A 24051-nucleotide genomic window follows, 5' to 3' on the forward strand; every position below is an offset into this window, starting at 1 on the left:
GAATCCCTGATCGGGATCGTCTGGAATGAGTGATCGAATTGGCTGGAATACACAGTAGACATCCATGTCGTTGGCATAATCGATCATGTCGGTGGTGAAACCGCCGGGGGGGCGCATGTTCACTTCCAGCGCGATGAGCCCCCCGTCATCGTTCTTTCTGAAAAATTCTATGTGGAAGAAAATCTCTCTCACATCAAATATTTTGACCGCTTTCAGCCCGGCTTCGACAAGGTCCTCGGGAATCTCGCGGAGAGAATAATAGTAGATATGGTCATTGTTTCTCAGCGCTTCCGCCATGCCCCTGTAGGTATGGGAAGTGTAAAAGAGCGGCTTTCCCTCCCTGTCGGTAAGGCCATCGAAGGTTACTATCTCGCCGTCGATGAATTCCTCGGCGAAAAAATCCTGCCGGGGAGCGGAAGCGAAAAAGTCCAGAACCTCCTTTTCATCGCTGAGCTTTGCCGTATTGGAAGCGCCGACACCATTATCGGGCTTGGCAATAATCGGGAAACCGACCTCTTTAGCAAATTCCACCGCCCCCGCGGCATCGGTGACCACCCTGCCCCTGGCCACGGGCACGCCGGCTTCGATGAATTTCTTCTTCATCCGGGACTTCAGCTTGATATCCTGGATTGTATCCAGCTTTATGCCGTGTATGTTGAAGTCTGTTCTGAGCCGGGCCTCGGTTTCAAGCCAATGCTCATTGTGAGAGTTCACGCGGTCAATCTTTCCGTATTTATGGGTGTAGAAGCCGGCAGCCCGCAGCAGCTGGTCATAGTCTTCCATATTGTCAACCCTGTAATATTCTGTCAGGGAGTCCTTAAGCTCCTGGCTCAGCCCCTCGTAGGGCGAATCTGCTATTCCGAGCACGTTGGCGCCCAGTTTCTTCAGGCTCGCGCAGAAGAGATAGAAATGCGGGGGAAAATGGGGGGAGAGGAATATACAGTTCATAATTCACCTTGCCTTGTCTTGAGCTCAACATGTAATCAGTCGCCCATTAAATTACACTGAATATATTAACTCCTATCATTTAAATTGTCAAGCCGACACTTTTAAATCCTATGCCATAAGGGATAAAAGACATTTTATCCCATCGTGGAGACAGCAGATTACTCTTCGATACGGCGGTAATCTATTTTCCTGTAAGCGCCGGAAGCGTCGCGGTGCTCGAATATCCCAAGGCCGCTCTTCCCGGCAAGCTTCAGGTAGTTGTCGGAGCCTTTCGGGAGGCCGCCCTCAGCCTCAAGGAAATCATACATGACTGAATCGACCGCCACAGGGTCCTGTGAGAAAAAGAGGCTGTTCGGCGACCTGTTGCCGAAGGTGGGCCATGGGCTCGGCACCTCGGTGTAGTTGTTAATCCGGGCGCCGTAGAGTCCTTCGCCGATGATCAGCACTGTCTTGTCCCTGATATTATGATTGCGGTAAAGATCCACCAGGCCGCTGTAACCGGGGAGATAAAGGGGATCGTCAAGGGTCACCGACCAGTGGATCTCGTCATTTCCCTCGATAGAGCCGAAGTGGTTCTTGAAGCTGAGGGAGACGCCGGCCATCCGGTGCTTCTTTATGATAGGCATATTGATCAGGTACGTTGCCTTCACAAGGGCGTTGCATATCCTTCGGTCAGGGATCGACCTTCCGGGAGGGACGTTGAAATGGACTCGCTCGGTATCGCTGTAGCCAAGGGCCACTGTATGAAGGTTATCGTTGGAATGGAACTGCACGCCGGGGTAAAGGGGAGATATCTTTTTCATGAAGCGCTCCGGTATCTCGCCGATATGCCAGCCGTGCGTCACGTCATAGACCCATATGTCATCCTCCCTGACCCCTCTCTCTTTGAGCCCCTTGACGACGGCATTGACAGGCTGAGGGATGGCATCTATGACCTGGCCGCTGCTCCCGTAGATAGCGTTGTTAAAATTGACCTTGATGGCGATCTTCTGGCCCGGCCTGTAAGCGGGGATGATGGCCCGCCAGGCATCGGCGGCGCTCCCCTTGCCGGTGAGCTCCGCTATCCCGCGATCCATCATCGCGTTCACCACGTCCTGGTCGACGTAGTCGCCGTACCACCCCGTCCTGTAATCCCAGCTGGTCGCCCTGGTGTCATGAATGTGGACTACCCGGGGGGACTGGGAGCCGGCAGGCTTTTCCGCTTCAGGCCATACCTGTCCGGAAGAAAAAAGGAAGCCCGGGAAAAGGAGAGCTATAAGCACAGGAACCATGCCGCAGCAGAATTTTTTCATCGCGCTCCTCCGCAAGCGTATTCTTTTCGAAAGGGCCCGGCCTCATTCTCAATGAAGGCTTCCATCCAGGAGGCGCTGCAGAATAAGCGCGACCTGCGTTGCCATCCTTGCATCAAGCTCCATGGCGGCCCGGGGGGTGGACGGCGGCTTGGCTCCCCTCAGCGTGATGGAAACCTGGCAAGGGCGCCCTGTCTGGCCGTCGGTGAACTGAATGTATGAGGCATAGACCTCCTCATACTGCTTCCTGATATCGCTCAGCCCGAATCCCAGCTTTGAAATGATCACAGGGTCCCTGACCCGGTCCTTCATGCCCAGCGCATCAATGGCCACGTCGGCGAAGCGCGCCGAATCGGTCCCCAGGGCCCGGACCAGCGTATCGACGCCGTTCTGCCTGATAAGGGGAAGCTGCTCCCTGGCCCCCAGGTGCGGGTGCCAGCTGAGCAATGTCATGAGCCGGCTCAGGTCGTAGGCTGAAACGAAGTTGTTCCCCTTGTGATCGGCTCCGGAAGCCTTCAGCACCGTTTTATTCGTTGAAGTATCAAGCATGGCCGGGCGGCTGAAGTAAGGCGCTTCTCCATACCCGCCGCGGAATTCGGAGCGTGTGTTGCCCGTGGCCCTGCGCATCCAGCCCTCGAGGCCCTCAGGGGTATCGAACTGCTTGAACATACGGGCAAGCGTGTTGGACATGGAACCGCCCTTCCGGTAGCTCACGATTGCATCAAAGGCTGCCGGCACCGTTATGGGGTCCTGGGCTCTCCCCTGCGCGCCGCCGGGCTTTTCCTTCTCCAGCGCATCAGACTCGGGATGGATCACTATGTAACTGTTCTCTCCCGGGTCCTCTATCACCGGCCTCCCTGAAGGCCGCCCGGAAGATTGGACCACACAGTGCTCCATGACGGTCGAGGGCGATCCCTGGTTGGCCTTCACCACGGCGTTCGCCATGGGAATAATCTTGGTGGAGCTCCACATCTGGACGGGCTCAGTGGCATTGCGGCCCAGCCAGCGTGCATGCATTTTCCCGTTCTCCCACGTGCCGATGCAGACGCAGGCATTGGTTATCTCTGGATGGAGGAACTCCAGGGCCTTCTCATCGATTTTCGGCATCTCGCCCAGAGCCGGGTAGAGCGGGGCATCATCATGGACCGCCTGGGGAGTGAGATAAAGCCGTGACGGGTACGATGATATCTGATTCTTATAGGGTGACAGATCGATTCCCCTGTCCAGGTAAGCCAGGTGCTCGACCGTTGCCCCCGACTCCCCTTTCAGAAAATGGCTGTACAAAGCCTCGGCATCGCTCAGCCCACTGCTTTCCCCGGCAGTGACCGGATGAAAACCGGCTGCATTCCTTATCAAAGTGCTGCCAGGAGCAATATCAGGATTCCCCTGCGACGGGACGAACCTGTCAGTGAAGGCATCAGGAGCTCCGTCAGACATTTCAGATGTGCCCCGGGTTCCCTGAGCACCGGGGGTGAAATTCCCGCTCTTCGGTGAGATTCTGTCCATTTTGGATTCCTCCCTGAATGGTGATGCCTTATGCAGCGGGCTCACCTTATTTTGTGCTGTGCCTTTCTATGGTGATATTGTAAAAGGGGGCACTCACAGAGAAAGACTGTCTGTAAAAAACTGCCGTTTTTCTGTAACCATGGCTCCGCTGACTCATTGACTGTGGCAGCCGTCAGGAACTGGGAGGTGCGGGCAGGCGGCCCGCCAGCTCGCGGGTCATCCAATCCTGGTGGCCGTCGAGCAGTTTATTCGCCTGCTCGATGACGGGCTGTGCGCCCATGGAGTAACGCTCCTCGAGACGCTCAGCGACGCGTTTCCTGATTACATCAAAGACAGGCTTGATATCGCCCGTTGTCTCTGAAGCGCGGGCAGCCTTCTCGGTCTCCCCTCCCCAGAGATAGCCTATGGCATTCGTGTCGTTCTGGATGGCCACAAAGTCGCTCTCGTCTATCATGCCGCGGTTGAGCAGGTCACCCGCCAGCAGAAACTGAATGCCATGGGTCATTTCGTGGACAGGGGCATTGGTGCTTCCGAAGCGCTGCACCGCGAGGACCGCCGCGGTGAGCAGAGGGGCAGCAAGGGCCAGGGGAGCAAAGCCGGGCACCATTGCGAAGGAGACCCCGGCAGCCACGAGGGAAGCGATGTTGAGCAAGGGGTTGAGATTGTGGCCGCTGGCGTGGGTCTCAACCAACCTGCCTCCCTCTACCTTCGCTCCTTCTATGGGCACGTTGTTAAGGGCACCCAGGGCCATCGCGGTGACGGTTACGGGAACGCTCCTGAGCGTGGTGGCAACATCTCCATGCTTCGCCTGCAGAGACCACAGGGAAGCTGCCTCATCAAGGTTTGTCAGCCCTACGCCCTCATATCTGAAGTGATCCGCGTCACCGGTGACTCGTTTTGCCAGTTCACGGCCCACCTGATAATATGCCTCTGCGACCTGCTTCTTGCCGCTCGTGAGGCTTATTCGGTCAGCGAATGAGAGAGGAAGGTGCTGCTCTTCAACAGGAGCCGGAGCCTTTTCGTGGATGTCGCGGGGTACGGAGGCAATGGTTCCCTCCGACGATGCCATGGGCGTCGATGACTCTTCAAGATCCTGCTTCTTGTCAGGACCTGCCTTCGCGTATTCCTTAATCTTCCCGGGGATACCGGCGATATTCCGGCCCAGGTTTCGGATATCCATGGCGGCTGGACCCTTCCGGAGAATTTATGGCTCTATCTCACCATGATAATTATGGCATATTTACGGTGTCAATAGAAAGAGGCCCAGGTTAACAAATTGTTAACCTTTGGTGAAAGAGCGCCGCCTGGGGCCAGAGTTAAAAAAGCGCTGTGCCGGGGATTCGCGGTCAGACGCCTTCAAGTGAATAGGCCAGTCTCCTGTTGTCAGTGAGGAGGGACGGGTCAGCGAGCATGTCTTTCTGCATGGAGCGGATGACATTGCGGTATTTATCCTGGCCGTATGCGGCAGGATCTGTCAGAGACGCGGCGCCGGCCCGCTGGAAGTTGAGGACCCAGTCCGCCCCTTTTTCGCGGATCCCCTTGAGGAGCGTCCTGGCCACTTCGGCATTGCCTTCAGTGGAATTGAGTGAATTGAGCCTGCTCTCGGGAACTCCCAGTCGTTTGAGAAGATCTGCATTTGCGTTGAAAGCGCTGAAGTTTTTCGCAAGCCCGCTCCCGTCTTTGCTTCCGTCCCGCTCCGACGGGTCCATGCGCTGTGTCTCAAGCATACCCATGGACATGATGAGCGCCTGTTCTTCTCTTGTTGCTCCCTCCGCATTGAGGGCATTGAGGACATTCTTCTTGTTCTCGCCGAGGCCGGCAACCTCATAGGTATTATTATTCGGACGTGGGCCGGGATTAATGGACCCGTCAGGGGGGTTGACGTCTGGCGGATTCACGTTCGGCGGATTGACATTGGGTGGGGTGACGCCGTTCATCCCGTCGAGCTGCTTCTTGAAGCTGTCAAGCATGCCGCCGAAAGCGCTTATGGCGTTCTGTGCAAGAGAATTGAACTGCTCCATGCTCTGATTATTATTACTTTGCCCGATCTTGCCAATGAAGTCGTTGAGGGTGACCATCTTGCTCCAGGTGTTCTTGAACTGGTCGTTCATTCCTGAAGCCCCGGCCTGCTCACCACGGGCGTCGCGCCCGTCAGACTCTCTCGAGAAACTCGCTCTGTCCTGCTCGGGGGCAGATGAATATGAGGCTTTCTCTCCCTGCCCCGACGCATTCACCTGCGATGGGCTCTTTGCAGGCTCCAGCGCGCTCGATGAGCGTTGAGTGCTCAGGGATGAAGAAGCTTCCGCTGCCTGATTGAGTCCGCTGCTCCAGTCTACAGGCTTCACTTCATTCTGCTCCGCTGCCATAACTTATTTCCTTTCTATCCTGCACTCAACCATCTTTTTCCCATCGCCGCTCCCGCCAGGGAGAGCGCTTTTATCAGCAGGCAGGTTTTGGGTATGGCCCTGATACTATTATACCTTCCCTCCCCAATGGATCTTCAAGACATCATTTGTTAACATAGTCCGCATTTATGAATAGAATGTAAATTCCTTTTTCCAATATGGAAACATAGAAAAATATATGCGGTACTTTTCCTGGAGTGCGCAGGGAAATCACTTTCCTTTCAAAGGCGCATCTCCCACCCGCTTGAAAACGCCAAGATCATCACCCTGATTCAGAGAATCAATGGTAACACCAGTAACTCTTCCGTGGGGATCAATCTGAAAGAGCGCAAAGCTTGATTCAGTATCGGAATCATATGCCGGCCAGTGCACCGCAAAGATATTTGCATTCCAATGGACGAGAGGCAGTTTCATATTCCTGGGCCCTATCACCAAAGTCAATTTACCTTCATCAACAGCGATTTTAATCTTGCCGTATACCTCATTGGAATAATATCCGGCATACTTCTCAAGCGGCATCGCCGCGACAGGGTTCTTTGGCGCGACAGGATTCAAGACTTTTGCCTCTTTCTTCGCTTTTTCTGATTCAGCCAGGGCTTCAGCGCTCAAATCCCTGGCTGGCTTGCCGGCATACTGATCAATAAACCGATAGGCCAGCAGTTCAGGCAGAGTGGTCACATAGTTTGAAAGTATCACTATGCCTATTTTTTGCTCCGGGACATAGGCCACCATGGTTTTCATGGAAGTGCCGCCATTATGCCAGATGATCGGGCAGGGCGAATACTCCTGATAGATCCAGCCCATACAGTAAAAGATATTTTTATGGACCTTGCCACCCAATCCAATGATGGTTTTTGGCGAATGGAGCACTTCCATGTTCTTCTCTGAGACCAGTTGTTTACCGCCTACTTTGCCGTTGTTGATTTGAAAAGTCAGCCACTTCGCCATATCCACAATATTTGAGTTGATGGCGCCCGCAGGCCCGGCGGTATAGCTCCAGTCAAGAAAATCCCTGTTTTCAGGTAACGCTGTTACATTGTCACCCTGAGCCGCATGCAAGGATGAGACATCTCTGGCATTAAGAAAAGACTGCATATCAGCCGAGGAATCTGACATTCCCAGAGGTTCAAAAATTCGCTCTTTGAGAGCCTGTTCCCAGGACATGCCGCTGTATTTTTCGATCAGCTCAGATGCCACAAGCCACAGGCCGTTCTGATAAGCAAATTTTGCGCGGAAGCTTGTCACCGGCTTTATGTTGCGGACAGCCTGCCTTATATACTGGCGGTCAAAACCCAGGAAATAAAGCGTATCGGCGGCATACCCCGGCATGCCGCTGTGCTGTGACATCAGATCCACAATCTGAAACTCCCTGGTCACCCAGGGATCATACATCATGAAGTCCGGCAGGTGCTCGACAACTTTGTCATCCCACTTATACTTTCCTTCATCCACGAGCATCGCGGCCAAAGTCGAGGTAAAAGCCTTGGTGGTCGAGCCTATCTGGAAAATTGTGTTCTCGGTAACGGGATCACTGCCGCCTAATTTTTTTACGCCGTACCCTTTTGCAAAGACAAGCCTGCCATCCTGGACAATTCCAATCGCCATCCCCGGGATCTTCCAGTCGGCCCTGGCCTTGGATGCATACTGATCAAAATCAGCCAGTATTTTCTTTAGCTCCTCATCGGCTGGTTTTGTGACCTTTTCCTGAGCAAAGGCTATCCCTGCCTGCAGAATAAAAACCAATAAAAGAATTACAAGTCTCTTTTTCATTATCCACCTCTTCCTGAAACATTTAAGATACCTTATGGGTATAGTAAGGGTAATTCAATTAAGTTTCAAAGACCCCTCCCGGAATGCCGCTGCCGGCGCAATCTCCATGTGCACCACATAATCAGGCGCTCCCAGGGCGGCACCGATGATCCCTGGAATCTCATCACGCTTTGCGAAGCTCATCACCTGAACATTCTGCACAATCTCATGACCTTTGCTATCAAGGGGAAAGCTCCCCATGACCTCATTTTTATCTTTGGCGCCACTTCAGACAGCAATCCCTTCCTTGTTTATCAGAAAGGCTTCAAAGCCACCGTGATGCGCGGAGCCTCTCTTCAGCCATTTCCAGCGGGAGACGAGGCGGTATATGCAAGGGATGCTGCAAATAAAGATAGCGTAGCTATCTTAGGCCGCACAGGAAAATATCTGGTGGCAATGCATGCCTACGATCCTAAAAACACCATGGGTAAACACTTTTCAGCCCTCATCGCAAAGCTGTCAGGGGCCCCTCCCCCGGGGAAATACAAGGAGCTTATCACGGTCTTGAAGACCTACAAGCCCTTGCTCTTCAAAAACATTCCCGACGACATAATGATAAAAGCTCTTGATGAAAAGAGGGTATCTCTCGTCGGTCCGGGCCCTACCGTTGACCTGGAACAGTATATGATGAAAGACATTCTGGCATTTACAGGGATGCTGGATACCCCTCTCACAGGGGGCAAAAAATCCCTGGTATACGACAAGACCAAGACCGATGACTTTAAGGATGAATTATGGGATTTTGTGACCCGGCTGAAAGATTTTCTGCCTGAGGCTGCCAGCAGGCTGATAGGAGTAGTGGATTTCTTCAAGCAGGCTCACAAGCACATGGTAACGGTACGCGATGCCTTTGTCATTCCCAAAGCCGGAGAAAATGTCTACATCGTTTATAAAAGCCACCGCGGCCCCGGGACAGACCAGACACCTGAATCAGTCTATGATACCTGGGTCACAAAAGCTCCGGGCATAAACCTTGTGCGGTCAAGCGCCGAGTACAAAGGGATGAGCGGCGCCGAAATCGATAAGGCTTTCAGGGAGCATATGGAAGCACGCTATCAACTGGAGCGGTACGAGGAGATCCGCAAGGAAATGTTGCAAAACAGGGAAAAGATTATTGAAAAGATAGTAAGTAAATATGATGACAGGATTAACTCAATCCATAAAGCCTGTAAGGAGCTGATGAAATAAATACCGGAAGGGATTCTATTTCTTCACATCCAGCCTGATGCCGTTGATATCCACAAAGCCGTCGCCCTGGGTGATGCCCGGCGGGAGGGGAACAGGGCTCTCCTGAGCCTCGTCTGCCACTTTTTTGAGGGCTTCCCGGGCAGTTCCCTGTTTGAAAGCGTACACCCTGCTGTCAACAGCGAAGAGTTTCCCGTCAAGGCGGGATGCGAAGACCGTGCCGTCGGGCCCGAGAACGGGCGTCGATGAGGAGCCCCGCTCCATGGTGAAGCCCCATCTCTTCTTACCGGTCTTTGCATCAACACAGTAAAGGTTCTTATCGTGACTTATCGCGAGAACCGTGCCATCGAGTTTACAATCATCGAAGCAGAGCCTGCAGAAGCCTTTCCTGGGTATAGAGAAGCAGCATATGCCGTAATCGTCTCAGCAGGAGGTAAGGTGACGGCGGGTTTCTTCAAGAAAGTACTCCGCATCTCTTATCAATTTCTCAACGGGCCCGTGGGAGAGCGATGCCAGTATTTCGTAATCGCCTATATTTCTATAGTTGAAGGCATTTCTCAGAATCCTGAAAGAGGCTGGTGTAATAATCCCGGTTTTTACGAAATGCTGATTGAAGCCTGAAATGACGCCCGAGTGCTGTGAATAGGACCTCCCTGCCGAGAGGTGGCATGCTGCGGCCATATAAAAGGTGGAGAAATAGGCACGGGATGAGGCAAAATCATAGTCTCCCCTGTCGAAAAGCGCCCTGGCGGCATCAAGGCTTCGCTCCGCCTTGATGATAAGCTGCTGGATCCCGCTTTTCATATCTTTACCCCCTCTCTCTTTACACTGAGGATAAGGGGAGTCTCCCTGTTAAGGTAATCATTTTCCGCCATTGGGAGCGCGCTTATGATAAAGGGGATATTCTGGGAGTTCTCCAGTGAGAGTGCCGCATCAAGGATTCTCTCTGATTCCTTTTCAATGCTCTCCAGGTGCTCCAGTATGACCAGGAGATCCATGTCTGACTCGCCTGTCTGGGTCCCATTGGCTATTGAGCCAAAGAGAATCACTTTCTTGAGGTTTTCCCCATAGATTTCTAAAAGCGTCTCTTTAAAAGCCTCGGCGATTTCACTGTAATTCCTCTGCTCAATCATTTCCTACCCCCTGTGATCAGGATCTCTCCTCTTAGTATTTTATCACAGTATTGCTGGTGATTCAATCTATGGCTGCCATTCCTTCACGGGCGAATAGATGAAAAGGTGTATCTTCCCTTTACACGTTATTGTGTGAGAGGCAGGGGGAACTCTTTTTCGATGGCCGTCGAGGACCCGGTTCCTTTCACGGCAAGAAAAAGCCCGGTGATCTGCTCTTTTCCGATGTAGTGCACATAGAGCACTTTTGAGAGTATCAGAATCTTGCTTTCGCCCTCCTGGAGCACTGCCGTTTACTTCATCTCCTGGAAAAAGGATGGTCATCACTGATCTGTCCTCAGGGTTTCATAGATAACAATCTTCTCATTCCCGTATATCTCCTTGAGACCTATCCTATCCGCGGCAGCCCCACTCACCTGTGCTCTCAGAAGAAAAATATGGGAGAGATGCCACTTACCGAGAAACTGCCTTGCCTGTTCCTCTTTTCCCTCATTTATGCTCTGAATGAAGCTCAGGTATTCAAGATATTTCTCCTGTGAATAGAGTGTGAGGCACCAATGTCCCTGATAGACGCGGCATCCCGCTATTGCAGGCAGCCATAAGCCATGCTCACGAGATGCCAGTACTACTCCCTGCGGGCGTTGCTTCTCCAGCCAATCCATAGCTCTTATTTCATCGACATGCAAGAAGGCATTGGTAGTATGAGGGTCCAGAGAGTTGATTGAGATGCCCATCCTCAGGAAGCCTGGAAATAAAGCCACTGTCACTAGAAAACCAGCCATAGCATAGGCTGCGAATCTTGATTTCGGGATGACGGCAGCCATGAGATACCGGGAAAGAGCAATTCCCGCCATGATTCCAAGTGGAATCTGAAATCCCTGGATAAAGCGATGCTGCTGGCGAAAAGGCAAATAGAGTGCAGCAATCTGCCCGATAAGCCAGGCCACTATGAAAAGAGTTGTCCAGTCTGCATTCTGCCACATGCGGCTGCGCACGAAACGAAAGAGATACCAGAAGGCAAAGATGGAGAGAATTCCATATGCCGCAAGTAACTGATGGAAGGGTGGGGTCTTCAGACGAGGCATCCAGGCTAAATATTCCGGATGGGACAGGACGATCCACATTCCATAAATGAGAGGAGGAATTGAAATGAGTGCGAAGGTGAGCAGATCTCCTGCCGCCTTTTTCAAAGCGAGGCGTTTGGTCAAAACAAGAAAAACATTATAGAAGAATAAGACAATATAAAGCGTCACCACGTTATAGTAATGCACAGTCCCAAGCAGATTGCACAATAATGCCGAAGCAATAAGGAAAACTGATTTACCGGTTTCCAGGTAGCGGATATAGATCAGAGATACTCCCAACTGCAATGTCAGCGCAACCAGGAGATGGGGCATGCACCACAAAGAGAAGAAAGTATAGGCCTCAGCAGACATGAGTTCCATAAATACCGATGTCGAGTGCGAAAAAAAATTCAACAGAGACTGTTTAGCTCCAAATTCCGGTAAATTCCGGACCATCCAGATAATCCAGAAAATCCCGCCTGCCATTGTTGACAGAATAAAAGCCAGCCACCTTTCCCTCTGATCGGAGGTTACACGGCGGACCAACAGGTAAATAAGCCACAGGGATGAGAAACCGAACACTATTCTCGCGCCATGATAGACCAGGACGGGATCGAAGATGCGGCTGAGGAAACCCATCAGGATGAAGAATGGATTAAAAATCAGTGCCTCAAAGTGCTCAGCGGTGTAAAGATTTGTAAAAAGCATTTTCCCCTCATGAGCCTGGCGCATGAGAGCAAGATATCCAACCTGATCGTCCAGGTTATGAACGATTCCCATGAAACGAACATTTTCAGTGGAGCGCATGATGCCTGATACATAGGGGATACAGGAGACGAGGAGCATCAATGTGATAAAAAATAGGAACCAGAATGATTCCCTCTTTTGTAATGCTTCATTCATCGTGGCACTCTCACATTTCACCGGTCCTGAATCCAGGCATTTTAATCCATAAGGGGATTATCTTCCCATCCTCACAGTTCGGCAGGCTTCTCCGCCCTTGAGCGTTTGTTATAAAACTTCAATCTTGACCTCGGAAACCCTCTTATACTCCAGAGCATAAGTAATTGCAGCATTCTAAATTGCCAAATGAGCATGGATACTTAACTCTGGTAACTATGATACTGCAATTTATAATGCGCATTACTATAGAACAGCAATCACAGGTGCGGCTGAGATAATGATTCCTCCTGCGGCCGCACTCTGTCACTGGCGAATGAAAGAAAGACCTGGACAGTTAACGGTCATCAAATTATATGGTATACTGTTTTAAGCCATGGAAAACTATTTACTCTCCTTCAGCCGGGGAATCCCGAAAGTGAGGCCGGCCCGGATTCTCTGGCGGCCTGCATCTCAAGGACGCCGCACACGCTTACTGCAGCACCATTTTTCAATTGCCAGAGTGAAGTGGTGCCTGTGTTTCCTGCTCTGCCTCTTTTGCATTGTGCTCCCCGGAAAGGTATCGGCAGAGACAGTGAAAAGGCACAGGTGGCTTCCCGCCACGGTGAACAAGCTGCCCCGCTGGCGCGGCTTCAACCTTCTGGAGAAGTTTTCCCTGGGCAACGAGCGTAAGCCCTTTCTCGAGGAGGACTTCCGGCTTATCGCAAAACTGGGCTTCAACTTCGTCCGGCTGCCTATGGATTACCGCTGCTGGATCAGGGACGGCGATTGGGAGCAGTTCGACGAGGCCACCCTCAGGGAGATCGACCAGGCTATCGAGTGGGGGCGCCAGTATGGCATCCATGTCTGCCTCAACTTCCATCGCGCCCCCGGCTACACCGTGGCCAAGCCGCCAGAGGCCCGTGACCTCTGGACCGACAATGAAGCCCAGCGAGTGTGCGCCCTCCATTGGGCCATGTTCGCGCGGCGCTACAGGGGCATCCCAAGCGAGCGCGTCAGCTTCAACCTTATTAATGAGCCGGGGGCCATCGATCACAAGAAATATACTGCCGTCGTGCGCAGACTCGTTGCGGCCATCCGCGCCGAGGACCCGAACCGGCTGATCATTGCTGACGGCGTCCGGTGGGGCACCGAGCCGGTGCCGATACTCAATGATGCAGGTATCGCCCAGGCCACCCGCGGCTATACCCCCCTGGAAATCAGCCACTACCAGGCGAGCTGGGTCGGGGGCGAGCGGTTTGCCCGTCCTTCCTGGCCGCGCGTCGAGGCCCCCGGCTACCTCTACGGGCCAATGAAGAAGGAATGGGCAGTGCCCATGGTAATCGAGGGTCCCTTCAGGAAAGCCACGGAGCTTCGCCTGCACGTACAGGTTGTCTCCTATTTTGCCAAGCTCGTGGTAGAGGCCGATGGCAAGGTGGTCTTGGACAAGGAATTCCAGTGCGGCCCGGGAGAGGGAGAATGGAAGAAGTCCTATTATCTCTCTGAGTTTATGATTTTCCAGAACTTCTTCGACCGCGACTACACGGCTGCAATCCCCGCCCGCACCAGGCAGGTGATCGTGCACCTTGCTGAGGGTGACTGGCTTCTGGCAGGCGAGATGGGCCTTAAACAGGCAGGTTCAAGTGAGGATGTGTTAGCCTTTACCAGCACCTGGGGCAGAAAGCCGGAAGCCATTACCTGGTGTCCCGGGGCACCGGAAGGGCCCTTCAAAGTCCAGAATATCGAGGACCGCCAGTGGCTGTGGCAGAAATGCATCATGCCCTGGAAGGAAGCCGAGGCCATGGGCATCGGTGTCTTCGTCGGCGAATGGGGCGCTTTCAGCAGGACACCCCACGACGTGACGCTCCGCTGGATGAAAGACTGCCTCACCAACTGGAAAAAGGCTTCCTGGGGCTGGGCGCTGTGGAACTTCCGGGGCAGCTTCGGCATACTGGACAGCGGCCGCGACGACGTCACCTACGAGGAGTTCGAGGGCCACAAGCTGGACCGCAGGATGCTTGATCTGCTTCAGCGGTATTAAGCAAGCCATTGAAAAGCCGGTTTAAACCACACTTGCCGCCTGCATTCCCTGGAGGCGAACGGGGAGGTATTGCACAAAAACAGCATAGGGATCGCCTTTGGATTCACTGCCTCGCTGATGTTACATAATTTAACATATTGTTTACAGAAAAACCTCTTTACCAAAGACCTTTTTAGCGTTATATACCTGTAAAGGGTGAATATCGCGGTTCATCATGAAAGGAGACGAATATAAAATGGCAGATGCAATAGGTGGAATCGGTGGCATAGGACAGGACAAGCGCCTCGAGGGAATCGTCGATCAGAAGATCCAGGAGCTGAAAAAGGAGAAGAGCGCGGAAAAGAAGCAGGAAACCAAGGAGGCTCCCGAGGCCGGGCAGCAGCAGGGCAAGGACAAGGTCGAAGTGAGCGATGAGGCGAAACAGGAAGAAGAGATCGATAACGAGGATGTAAAGAAGATCATCGACGCGGTGATGAAGGAGCTCAAGGAAGAAGATGGCGCCAAGGAGGGGGCCGAAGCGGAAGCCGGGGCGAAGCCCGAAGGCGCTGAAAAGCAGGATGACGGCACCCGCAAGAACGTGGAAGATACTGTAGAGAAGAAACTGGATGAGCAGAAGCAGAAGGCCACCCAGGGCGCCAAGGGAGTTGACGGCGCAACGGGGGCGTCAAAGAAGGGCTAATCCCCTTTTTCACAAGGTAAATATATGCTGGAGCCCACATAACAGGGCGAAAATTCTTGATGCAGGATTGAAATTGGCTACTCGAAAAGGGTGGCCAATTTTATGCGCTCATTGCCAGTAAGGACGGTCATATGGGAATTCCACTCACTCTCAACAAAGATCCTCACCTCATGAAAGACACACGGGACATGATGCACACCTTCATCGAGATAAGCCTTGCCGGCGATGACGGTGATGCCACCAGGGATTTGCTTGAGAAAGGCTTCAAGATCTTCAAAAGATATGAGAAAAGGTATAATTTCTTCGATCCCGCGAGCACCCTGAGCCGGCTCAACAGGAGCAGGCGCCCTTTCAAAGCCTCGCGGGAGCTCTTCCGGATGCTCAAGGTGTGCCTGTCAATCTCCAGGATATCCCATGGCGCTTTCGACATCACGGTGGGCCCCCTTGTAAAGCTCTGGGATTTCAGCGCTCCCGATCCCAGAATCCCTGAGGACCAGGAGATAAAGCGTGTTCTTAAAACCATCGGATATCGCACTATCACCCTCACCGACGACAGGATAGAGAAAAAGCCGGGGATCCGGATAGACCTTTCGGGAGTGGTGAAAGGCTTTGCCGTTGATGATGCCTGTGATTTCTTCATTAAAAAAGGAATTGGGCAGGCAATGGTAAATGGCGGAAGAAATATCAGGGTGATCGGCAGAACCATGCGCCAGGAGCCATGGAGAATCGGGATCCTCAATCCCCGGAACCAGGAAGAGCTGATGGCTGTCCTTTCCCTGGAAGATGAGGCCGTGGCCACCTCGGGAGACTATGAGAATTACTTCATAAAGAATGGCGTGTGGTACCACCATCTGCTTGATCCCGCCACGGGGCACCCTGTGTCACATTGCCAGAGCGCCACCGTAATATCCAGGAGCGCAGCATTGACCGACATGCTCTCCACCACAGCCTTTATACTGGGCCCTGATAAAGGGATGCCGGTGCTCAAAGCATTTGGCTGCGAAGGCGTCTTTATTACCAAGGAAGGGATTTTATCCACGCCGGGAATAGGGAAAAAGCTTGAAATTCTATGAGGACAGGGGCATCAAGGGCCTGTCATGTGGTGGTCCAGGACTTTCCCCGTGCTTTTCTCGATGCGGATAAAGGCATTGTTCCCCAGGCTGCCGAAACCCGTCGTCACATCCCACCAGAGCTGGTTGTCATTGGCGTGGGGCTTCACCCATTTCCAGCCCTTTTCCCGGCAGACTCCCTCGGCAATTGCAAGCGCCTCCTCCCGGGACGTGGTTTTTGGTGCAGTCACGGTGAATCTGACCTCCTTTGAAGCAACGGTGAGCGAAGGGACCTTTGCGAGCAGGTCCCTGTTCCTTTTCATGGCGCCTTCGCGCTTTTTCCAGAACTCGTTCCCTCTTCTCTCGCCGTCCCAGTAATCGTCGGAATAAAGGCCGTACCACTGGGATTCCTTCTGGGCTTCCGTGGAATAGCGGACCACCAGTGAGTAGGAGCCCGGCCCGAGGATCATGTGCCCGCTGAGAGGGTAAGGCTTCTCAAAAAGCTTTTCCGTCGCGCCTGGCTTTATCTCGAAAAAAGCTTCAGGCTCAAGGGGGGCCACTGTCTTGTCAACAGGTGACCTCATTTTCATCTCCTGCCCCCCCGCGTTCTTAACCTCGAAAAGGCAGTAAGGATAGCGTATCTTTCTTTCAGAGCCATCCTGGGCTTTTACCAGCCAGAGCGCCTTACCCGTCATGTTTTTGACCTCCACCGACACAGAAATGGGTTCACTGGCACGGTAAGCCTCTTTATCCAGCCTGGCAGTGAGCACGAGAGGCCCTGAGCCCTCCCTGCACTCACCGCTCCCCATGAGGGTAATCATCACCAAGAAGCTACAAAAAACCACCATTCCCTTCATAATCTCTCCACCCGCTTTCTTCTTCCTGTGAACACTCTCAATTTCTCTTTTCAATTCCCGGCCGCTCTCTCCTGTCGCAGGCCGGAGAAATATCTTTCATCACCCCTCGCCCTTTTCCATTTGTTAAGATTTAGTCATATTGTTGACTTAAGCATGCCCCCGGGGTTACACTTGAGTCAAGGTGAATCACAGATTTCGGAAAGGAGGTGTCCCTATGGCACGTGTCACGGCAGTAAACAGCATCCCGCCATAGGAGACGCCGAAAGATACCACTGTCTTCTGGCTGCTCCATGGTGCGGAAAAAAGTTCCCGCCATTTTTATTTAAAAGGAGCAGAAATGAAAGAGTTATCAAGAAAACAGTTACAGGGCATCAAGCATTACTTCAGGGAAAAGGAACTGCGGAGAAAGGCGCAGGAGGCCAAAATGCACCACCGGTCCCCCTCTGGCGACGGCCGCAGGAGGGAGTCACTGGCCCGCATCATCTCTGAAAAGGTGGAGCATATCGTCATTGTCTCCTCATTCATTCTTCCCCCTCTTAAAACAGGCCTGATTGACCGTTTTCTCGTCATGTCGGCCCTGGAAGGGATTGAGCCCATAATTGTCCTGAACAAGACCGATTTACTCCCGCACAGGGCCGATGGTGAAAAGACGCTCTCCCTCTACCGTTCCCTGGGTTACTATGGCCTCCTTGCCTCTACGGTCACCTGCGAGGGCATTGATCTTCTCAGGGACATGCTCAGAGGCAGGAGTTCCATGCTGGCAGGCCATTCAGGCGTGGGGAAGAGCTCTCTTCTGAATGCGATGGAGCCCGGCATCACCGACAGGCCCCTGGTGCGCGAGGTAAGCTCCTCGACTATGAAGGGCACCCATACCACCACTTCTGTTATCCTTTACAGGTTCCCCGATGGAACGGCCATCTTCGACCTCCCCGGCCTCAAGCTCGCTCCCCTCCATGGCGTGGCTCCCGCTGAGATTGGGCGGTGCTTCCCTGAATTCGGGTACTTCGTCAGGAGATGCCGCTTCAACGACTGCATTCACCGGGAGGAGCCGGAATGCGGCGTCAGGGAAGCGTTGGAAGAGGGGGCCATATCGAAGGACCGGTACGAATCATACCTGAGAATGCTGGGGGAAATAACTGACAGGATCCTGTTTTGACCAGCTCTCCACCCATGGCCCGGTTCCAAGGACCCTCATCCGGACAATCCGCCGGGAGGGGACCCATTGAAAGCCTTGAGGCCTTGTGCTAGAATACAGGGTATGCTGAGAATATCGGGAATAAGAATGGCCCTCTTGGGAGGGCCTGCCGACCTGGAGGAGGCGCTCCTCAAAAAACTGGGCCTCCCGCGCGGGGAGCTGCAGAGCTTTCATATATACCGCCAGTCCATCGACGCAAGGAAGAAAAGCGGCATCAGCTTTGTCTATACCCTTGACGCGGTGCTGAAAGATGAGGAGAGCTTTTTAAAAACATGCGGGGATAAGGATATAGCTCCTTCTCCCCGTGGTGCCTATAGCTGCCCTGAGCCCGGTGAAACGCCCCTCGAAGGGAGGCCCGTCGTCATAGGCGCGGGGCCTGCAGGGCTCTTTGCCGCCCTCCTTCTTGCGGAAAGCGGATACAGGCCCCTGCTGCTTGAAAGAGGGCCGGCGGTGCCCGAGCGCGCCCTCAATGTGCGGCGCTTCTGGGAGAGAGGGGAGCTTGATCCGGAATGCAACGTGCAGTTTGGAGAAGGAGGGGCGGGCACTTTTTCTGACGGCAAGCTCACCACGATGATACGGGACATAAGGTGCCGCAAAGTATTGCAGGAGCTGGTATTCTGCGGCGCCCCGGAGGAGATCCTGTTCTCTTACAGGCCCCATATCGGTACCGACTTGCTGAAGAAGGTGGTGGTGGGCCTCAGGAAAAAGATAGAAGCCCTAGGCGGAACGGTGAGGTTCCGCTGCAGGGCCGCCGACCTGGTGATTAAGGACCACAAGCTGGCGGGCGTCATCACAGGGAGCGGCGAGACGCTCGAGACAGCGGTGGCCATCGTGGCCCCCGGGCACAGCGCGAGGGACATGTTCTCGCTCCTCCACCGCCGAGGAGTAGAGCTCGCTCCCAAGCCCTTCTCTCTCGGGGTGCGCATCGAGCACCGCCAGAGCCTCATCGACGCCGCCCAGTATGGGAAGTGGGCATATCATCCTGCCCTTCCCCCCGCCGAATACAAGTTTGCATACCACCATGCCTCCGGGCGTTCGCTTTACACTTTCTGCATGTGCCCCGGGGGGTTCGTGATCGCGGCATCTTCCGAAGCTCACGGAGTGGTGACCAACGGGATGAGCGAATCTTCAAGGGGAGGAGAAAATGCCAACAGCGCCCTGCTGGTGGGCGTGACTCCCGATGATTTCGGTGGAAGCCATCCCCTTGCCGGCGTGGATTTTCAGCGCCGTTACGAGCAGCGGGCATACGAGCAGGGGCAGGGCGGTTACCGGGCTCCCGCTCAGCTTGCCGGTGACTTTCTGGAAGGCAGGGAAAGCCACGCGCTGGGCTCGGTCACTCCAACCTATAGCCCGGGAATAAGGCTTACAAGCCTGCAGGAATGCCTGCCTCCTTATGTAATTGAGACTATGCGGGAAGGTCTTGCCGCCTTCAACAGGAAGCTCAGGGGCTTTGCCTCCCGCGACGCCATCCTTACCGGAGTGGAAACCCGCTCATCTTCACCGGTAAGGATACTGCGGGGCAGCAGCTTTGAATCAAGCACGGGCGGCCTTTATCCCTGCGGCGAGGGAGCCGGTTATGCGGGCGGGATCGTCTCCGCAGCGGTGGATGGTATCAAGGCCGCCGAGGCAATCATCATGAAGTATTCACCGGCGTAGCCCCGAAAATGCGCGGCTGGATTGCGAGGTAAGCACAATGGCTCAAAAAGACATAGCTATCATCGGCGGCGGGGCTTCCGGGATCATGGCGGCTCTCACGGCGGCCGGTGCAGGCGCCAGGGCAGTTATCTGGGAAAAGAACCCGCGGATAGGCAGAAAGCTCCTTGCAACGGGCAACGGCCGCTGCAATCTCACGAACGTCAACGCACAGAGTGCCTGTTATCATGGTGGCCATCCAGGTTTTGCCGCTTCCGCCCTCAGCCTTTTCAGCGCTGCCGAGACCCTGGAGCTTTTTGAATCGCTTGGCATCACCTGCAAAGTGGAGGAAAGGGGCAAGGTCTTCCCAAGGTCAGATCAGGCCTCAAGTGTCCTGGACGTGCTGCGCCACGAGCTTGAGGCATTGGAAGTGCAGGTGAGGTGCGATGCTCCTGTGACAGCCCTGGAAAAAACAGGAGGGCACTTCATCCTTACCTGCCAGGACGGCTCCCGCCACCTTGCGGCAAAAGTGATCCTGGCTGCAGGGGGCAAAGCAACGCCGGCATTGAGCTCCCCAGGCCTCGGCTATCCTCTTGCCGAAAAGATGGGACACCGTATTGTGACACCTTTCCCTGCCCTTGTGCCGTTAAAGCTTGAAGCCCCCTTTTTAAACCATGTCCACGGGGTGAAATGGGAGGGGAAGGTCCTTATATATGCCGATGAAAAGCCTGTAGCTTCTGATTCGGGCGAGATTCTCTTTACCGAGTATGGCCTGTCGGGCCCTCCGGTTCTTGCAGTAAGCCGCGCCGCGCTTTCGGGAGTCCGGGAGGGGAGAAAAGTTCAGGCTGCAGTGAATCTTGTGCCCGAAATGAGCCCCGGTGACCTGCGAAACTATCTGTCGGCCCGTCTCGGCAGATGCCGTAATAAAAGCCTGAGCTTCGCCCTGGTGGGATTTATCAACAAGAGGCTTATCGGCGCGGTGCTGAGCTCGGCAGGGTGCCGGCACCCCGAAAAACCAGGAGCAGATCTCGGCACCGGCGATCTGGAAAGGCTCTCGTCACTTCTTCAGGACTGGCGCTTCCCCGTCACCGGCTCGCCTTCATGGACCCACGCCCAGGTCACTGCGGGCGGTATCGACACAAGGGACATTGACGCAGCGACGCTTCAGTCAAAGCATGTTCCGGGGCTCTTTTTCGCCGGGGAAATCATTGACATTGACGGTGACTGCGGCGGGTTCAACCTGCAGTGGGCCTGGTCCTCGGGCCGTGTGGCAGGAAGGCGTGCGGCAGAATGAGGAGAGGGCCTTTCATGGGAGAGCACTCCCGGTTGAGCTTCTTTCCCGGGGCCCGAAATAAGAAGGAAAGAAGCTGACTCCACCGCGAGCCGAGAATTCCTCACGGTAGAAGAGCCTTTCAGCATGCTGAGAGTATATTTCTGAGCGCTCAAGAAATACCAGGGCTCTCAGCAGCTTTGTATTTTTCACGGCATAATCGTCTCCTCCAAGATCTGTCATGGATTCGACAAAGGAGATAAAGGCTTTCTCCGAGGCAGCGGCAAGCTCGAGATGCCTTGCCGCCATTCCTTTCCCCGGACTCATCTTTTTCGCTTTGAGCACTGAATACGCCTTCAATGCATCCTCTTGCCATTTGCTCATCGCCTGAAGAGCAGCTTCGCGCTGCGGTGTGATGAGACTCTTTTCCCGGTTTTCTTCCACGAGCTTTCTCAAGAGAGCCTCACAGCAAAGGAATCGATCCGATGGCAAGGGTCTCGAGGGAAATGAGCGGGGGAGACGGCTCCGCTTATCTTTGCCCCTGGTGCCCTGAGAAAAGCATTCCCTGCAGAGAAGCCTTACAGAGGTGATGCTTTTGCCGCAGCAGAGGCAGCTCTCTGTCAGATAGGACCGTTTCACGAGATCGTGGGGAAGGCTTAAAATAAGGGTCCTGTAATACTGAAAAGGCCGGTCCTCGAATGGCTGAAGGGTCCTGGCCGCTGAATCCATATCCTTCCCGGGGAAATGCTCCATTTTCCTCTCAATATCGAAAATCCTGTAGCTTTCCTCCAGGGCTTTCATCAAGAAATCTCCGGGGGCCTCTCCTTTGCCGCCAGGCGGGTCCAGTGAGCGCTCGAGCGCCCTGAGCGATGAGATAAGAGCGGTGAGCCTTTCTTTCATAAGGGCAAGATACTGAAAATAAGCCTCGCTCTTTTCGTTGTTCACCACAAGTTTTTTTTCTATGTTAAGGGCAAGGCTGGCTTCATGGTCGGCAGCCTCTTTCATCTCAAGGGTGGCATTGAAGGCGAAATCCCTCAGGAGATGAGCCAGGGCCTCATTGAAATCGCTGCCCTTCCTCCCATGCCGGGCAAGACTGTGGATCCCTACGAGAAGAAGCTTCACGAGGCTGAATTTTTCATCGGATTCGCGTGAATGGCACGGGGCTCCCGTTTCCTCTGCAAGTGCGATCCGCTCTCTTATCCTGCTTCTGCAGGTGCTGCAGCACACTCCGTCTATTGTTTCCGCGGCTCCGCAGGACAGGCAGTGGGACGAGGCACACCTCTCAGTCATATAATCCATGACTCCGAACATGGTCTTTATGCGCTTGTGGCGCATAGTTGCCATTTCTCTCAGCTCAGGGAGGTATTTGTGGAGGTAACGCCGCCCCTGCGCGCTGAGAAGAGCGGCGCAGGCCTCGCACTGGTTCTGAAAGCGATCTTTCAGCTTCCACTGCGGCTCCAGGCGCTCAATGAAACGGGCTGTCGCTACAGGGCCTTCATAAAATATGAGCTTCCACAGGGGATTCCTTGATGACCGCCTGAATATGGAGACAATGTCCTCTTCGTGAAGATTGCCGATGCGGAGGGCGGGGATGTCCAGAAACCCGCCGCAGCAGGTGATGAGATCCCCATTGGGATTAATGGCAATTGAGTTGAGAAAATTGGAGCAGCCTCTCAGCAGGGACCCTTCATCCCAGTACTTGATATTCCTTATCGATGAGGCCCTCCCGGTATTTGCCAGGCCTGATACAGAGAGAGAGAGCCTGCGGGCCTCCAACATCGCGCGCAGTGCGGGATCGGTATTGACGGCAAGCTTTTCAAGCACTTCGCTGGCTTGAAAGGATGAGTTGGGGTTCGTGACGATGGCGATGCAGATATTCCGGAAATCCATGTCCCTGCCTGCATCAAGGATATGTTGTATTGCTTCAACGGGAAGATAACTCTTATGAAACTCATCATAGGAGATGTCCAATTCATCAAGTCCCTGGCTCCTGAGGTGCGCCATGTAGCTGGCAGCCTTCTCCCTGCTCCTTGCCCACCACCCGTTTGTGACAAGCCTCGTGATAAAGCCAAGCTCACGCGCTCTCCCGATGCCGAAGTCAAGCTCATCAGGGAAGAGCGTAGATTCGCCTCCGGTAAAGGAGATCACTTTCACTGATGTCTTGGTGATTTCCCCAAGATACCGGGCCATGTCAGCCCTGGACATGTTTCCGGTGACGCGGGGCCCTGACTTGAAGCAGCACGATCTGCACTCGAAGTTGCACTTCCTTGTAGTGAGCATGGCGGCTGCATGGGGCCTGGGATCGGGATAATACTCCTTGATAAGCCACTGGTAACTCAAGGGGGCACCTCTGGGGTATCGGGAATTATTGACAATGCCATACCTGTCGGTATGGCATTGTCTTTCGAAGCCAGTGAAACCTGTGCTCTAATCGTCTGACAGGTAGTCCTCGACAGCCCCATTTTCAAAATACTTCTGAATGGGCTCCTTTTTGCCTGGACCATGAGCTTTTACGGCGGGGCCCTCAATCTGCATGTTGGGGCCGATGGGCTTCAAGTCCGGATCTATTGGCTTAAAGCCGCGCCCTGAAGGCTTTATGTCTGGATCCAGCGGCTCAACACCGGGATCAAAAGGCTCCTTATGAGGCCCATGGGCTATGACACCGGGACCAAAAGGCTTTACATCAGGTCCTATGGCCTTGATTATCGGGCCTATCAGCTTGATGTCAGGGCCTATCGCCTTGATGTCAGGGCCTATTGCCTTGATGTCAGGGCCGATAATTTTTATGTCGGGGCCAATCGCCTTGATGTCAGGGCCGATAATTTTGATGTCAGGGCCTATCGCTTTGATATCAGGGCCTATCGCTTTGATGTCGGGGCCAATCGCCTTGATGTCGGGGCCGATAATTTTGATGTCAGGGCCGATCGCCTTGATGTCAGGGCCTATTGCTTTGATGTCGGGGCCTATCGCCTTGATATCAGGACCTATGATTTTGATGTCAGGGCCAATCGCTTTGATATCCGGGCCTATTGCATGCACCTCGGGACCTATCAGCTTTATATCAGGGCCTATCGCTTTGATGTCGGGGCCAATCGCCTTGATGTCGGGGCCGA

At 53.8% G+C, this 24051-nt stretch carries 21 protein-coding genes; 7 read left to right on the top strand and 14 right to left on the bottom strand.

Annotated features, from left to right (window positions below; all coding sequences use genetic code 11):
* The 6 genes from RDV48_18715 to RDV48_18740 all read right to left on the bottom strand — a co-directional run.
* Positions 1 to 948, bottom strand: a 948-nt coding sequence (locus RDV48_18715) for an ATP-grasp domain-containing protein (protein ID MDQ7824838.1), incomplete at its 3' end; no start/stop codon positions are given.
* Between the two features lie 158 nt (positions 949 to 1106).
* A complete protein-coding gene (locus RDV48_18720; protein MDQ7824839.1) occupies positions 1107 to 2240 on the bottom strand; it encodes a DUF362 domain-containing protein in 1134 nt (377 codons plus the stop codon).
* Between the two features lie 48 nt (positions 2241 to 2288).
* Positions 2289 to 3743 (bottom strand): hypothetical protein, encoded by a 1455-nt coding sequence (locus RDV48_18725; GenBank protein ID MDQ7824840.1) that lies wholly within the window; start codon positions 3741 to 3743, stop codon positions 2289 to 2291.
* A 172-nt stretch (positions 3744 to 3915) separates the two neighbouring features.
* Positions 3916 to 4923, bottom strand: coding sequence for a hypothetical protein (locus RDV48_18730; protein MDQ7824841.1), 1008 nt, complete (start codon positions 4921 to 4923; stop codon positions 3916 to 3918).
* A gap of 166 nt (positions 4924 to 5089) precedes the next feature.
* A complete protein-coding gene (locus RDV48_18735) occupies positions 5090 to 6109 on the bottom strand; it encodes a hypothetical protein (GenBank protein ID MDQ7824842.1) in 1020 nt (339 codons plus the stop codon).
* A gap of 249 nt (positions 6110 to 6358) precedes the next feature.
* Entirely contained in the window at positions 6359 to 7918 is a 1560-nt protein-coding gene (locus tag RDV48_18740) for a serine hydrolase (protein ID MDQ7824843.1), read from the bottom strand.
* A gap of 108 nt (positions 7919 to 8026) precedes the next feature.
* On the opposite strand from RDV48_18740, the gene RDV48_18745 reads away from it, so the two are divergent.
* Entirely contained in the window at positions 8027 to 9145 is a 1119-nt protein-coding gene (locus RDV48_18745; GenBank protein ID MDQ7824844.1) for an HNH endonuclease signature motif containing protein, read from the top strand.
* A 15-nt stretch (positions 9146 to 9160) separates the two neighbouring features.
* Here RDV48_18745 and RDV48_18750 read toward each other — a convergent pair whose 3' ends face one another.
* The 5 genes from RDV48_18750 to RDV48_18770 form a co-directional block, all read right to left on the bottom strand.
* Positions 9161 to 9553 (bottom strand): hypothetical protein, encoded by a 393-nt coding sequence (locus RDV48_18750; GenBank protein ID MDQ7824845.1) that lies wholly within the window; start codon positions 9551 to 9553, stop codon positions 9161 to 9163.
* Positions 9554 to 9565: 12 nt separating this feature from the next.
* Positions 9566 to 9946, bottom strand: coding sequence for a HEPN domain-containing protein (locus tag RDV48_18755; GenBank protein ID MDQ7824846.1), 381 nt, complete (start codon positions 9944 to 9946; stop codon positions 9566 to 9568).
* A complete protein-coding gene (locus RDV48_18760) occupies positions 9943 to 10275 on the bottom strand; it encodes a nucleotidyltransferase domain-containing protein (GenBank protein MDQ7824847.1) in 333 nt (110 codons plus the stop codon). Before RDV48_18760 ends, RDV48_18755 begins: the two co-directional genes overlap by 4 nt.
* Positions 10276 to 10400: 125 nt before the next feature.
* Positions 10401 to 10559, bottom strand: coding sequence for a hypothetical protein (locus tag RDV48_18765; protein MDQ7824848.1), 159 nt, complete (start codon positions 10557 to 10559; stop codon positions 10401 to 10403).
* Positions 10560 to 10595: 36 nt separating this feature from the next.
* A complete protein-coding gene (locus tag RDV48_18770) occupies positions 10596 to 12239 on the bottom strand; it encodes a hypothetical protein (GenBank protein ID MDQ7824849.1) in 1644 nt (547 codons plus the stop codon).
* A 571-nt stretch (positions 12240 to 12810) separates the two neighbouring features.
* Here RDV48_18770 and RDV48_18775 point away from each other — a divergent pair.
* The 3 genes from RDV48_18775 (at position 12811) to RDV48_18785 (ending at position 16008) form a co-directional block, all read left to right on the top strand.
* Entirely contained in the window at positions 12811 to 14256 is a 1446-nt protein-coding gene (locus tag RDV48_18775; GenBank protein ID MDQ7824850.1) for a cellulase family glycosylhydrolase, read from the top strand.
* Positions 14257 to 14491: 235 nt separating this feature from the next.
* Positions 14492 to 14935 (top strand): hypothetical protein, encoded by a 444-nt coding sequence (locus RDV48_18780; GenBank protein MDQ7824851.1) that lies wholly within the window; start codon positions 14492 to 14494, stop codon positions 14933 to 14935.
* Positions 14936 to 15066: 131 nt separating this feature from the next.
* A complete protein-coding gene (locus RDV48_18785; protein ID MDQ7824852.1) occupies positions 15067 to 16008 on the top strand; it encodes an FAD:protein FMN transferase in 942 nt (313 codons plus the stop codon).
* Between the two features lie 11 nt (positions 16009 to 16019).
* On the opposite strand, the gene RDV48_18790 is transcribed toward RDV48_18785, so the two are convergent.
* Complete coding sequence (locus RDV48_18790) at positions 16020 to 16841, bottom strand: hypothetical protein (GenBank protein MDQ7824853.1); 822 nt, start codon at positions 16839 to 16841, stop codon at positions 16020 to 16022.
* Positions 16842 to 17178: 337 nt separating this feature from the next.
* On the opposite strand from RDV48_18790, the gene rsgA reads away from it, so the two are divergent.
* The 3 genes from rsgA to RDV48_18805 all read left to right on the top strand — a co-directional run bounded on the left by rsgA (position 17179) and on the right by RDV48_18805 (position 20962).
* Positions 17179 to 17997, top strand: coding sequence for a ribosome small subunit-dependent GTPase A (gene rsgA / locus RDV48_18795; protein ID MDQ7824854.1), 819 nt, complete (start codon positions 17179 to 17181; stop codon positions 17995 to 17997).
* A gap of 126 nt (positions 17998 to 18123) precedes the next feature.
* Positions 18124 to 19692 carry an NAD(P)-binding protein gene (locus RDV48_18800; GenBank protein ID MDQ7824855.1) on the top strand — a complete coding sequence of 523 codons (1569 nt, stop codon included), beginning with the start codon at positions 18124 to 18126 and terminating at the stop codon, positions 19690 to 19692.
* Between the two features lie 37 nt (positions 19693 to 19729).
* The gene (locus RDV48_18805; protein ID MDQ7824856.1) at positions 19730 to 20962 is read left to right on the top strand and encodes an NAD(P)/FAD-dependent oxidoreductase; all 1233 of its coding nucleotides are present in this window, start codon (positions 19730 to 19732) and stop codon (positions 20960 to 20962) included.
* Between the two features lie 12 nt (positions 20963 to 20974).
* Here RDV48_18805 and RDV48_18810 read toward each other — a convergent pair whose 3' ends face one another.
* Positions 20975 to 23278: a radical SAM protein gene (locus RDV48_18810; protein ID MDQ7824857.1), complete on the bottom strand. Its 2304-nt coding sequence runs from the start codon at positions 23276 to 23278 to the stop codon at positions 20975 to 20977.
* An 87-nt stretch (positions 23279 to 23365) separates the two neighbouring features.
* On the bottom strand, positions 23366 to 24051 hold a 686-nt coding region (locus tag RDV48_18815; protein ID MDQ7824858.1), incomplete at its 5' end, for a hypothetical protein.

It is taken from the genome of Candidatus Eremiobacterota bacterium (genome assembly GCA_031082125.1).
Lineage (GTDB): Bacteria > Vulcanimicrobiota > CADAWZ01 > CADAWZ01 > Ess09-12 > Ess09-12.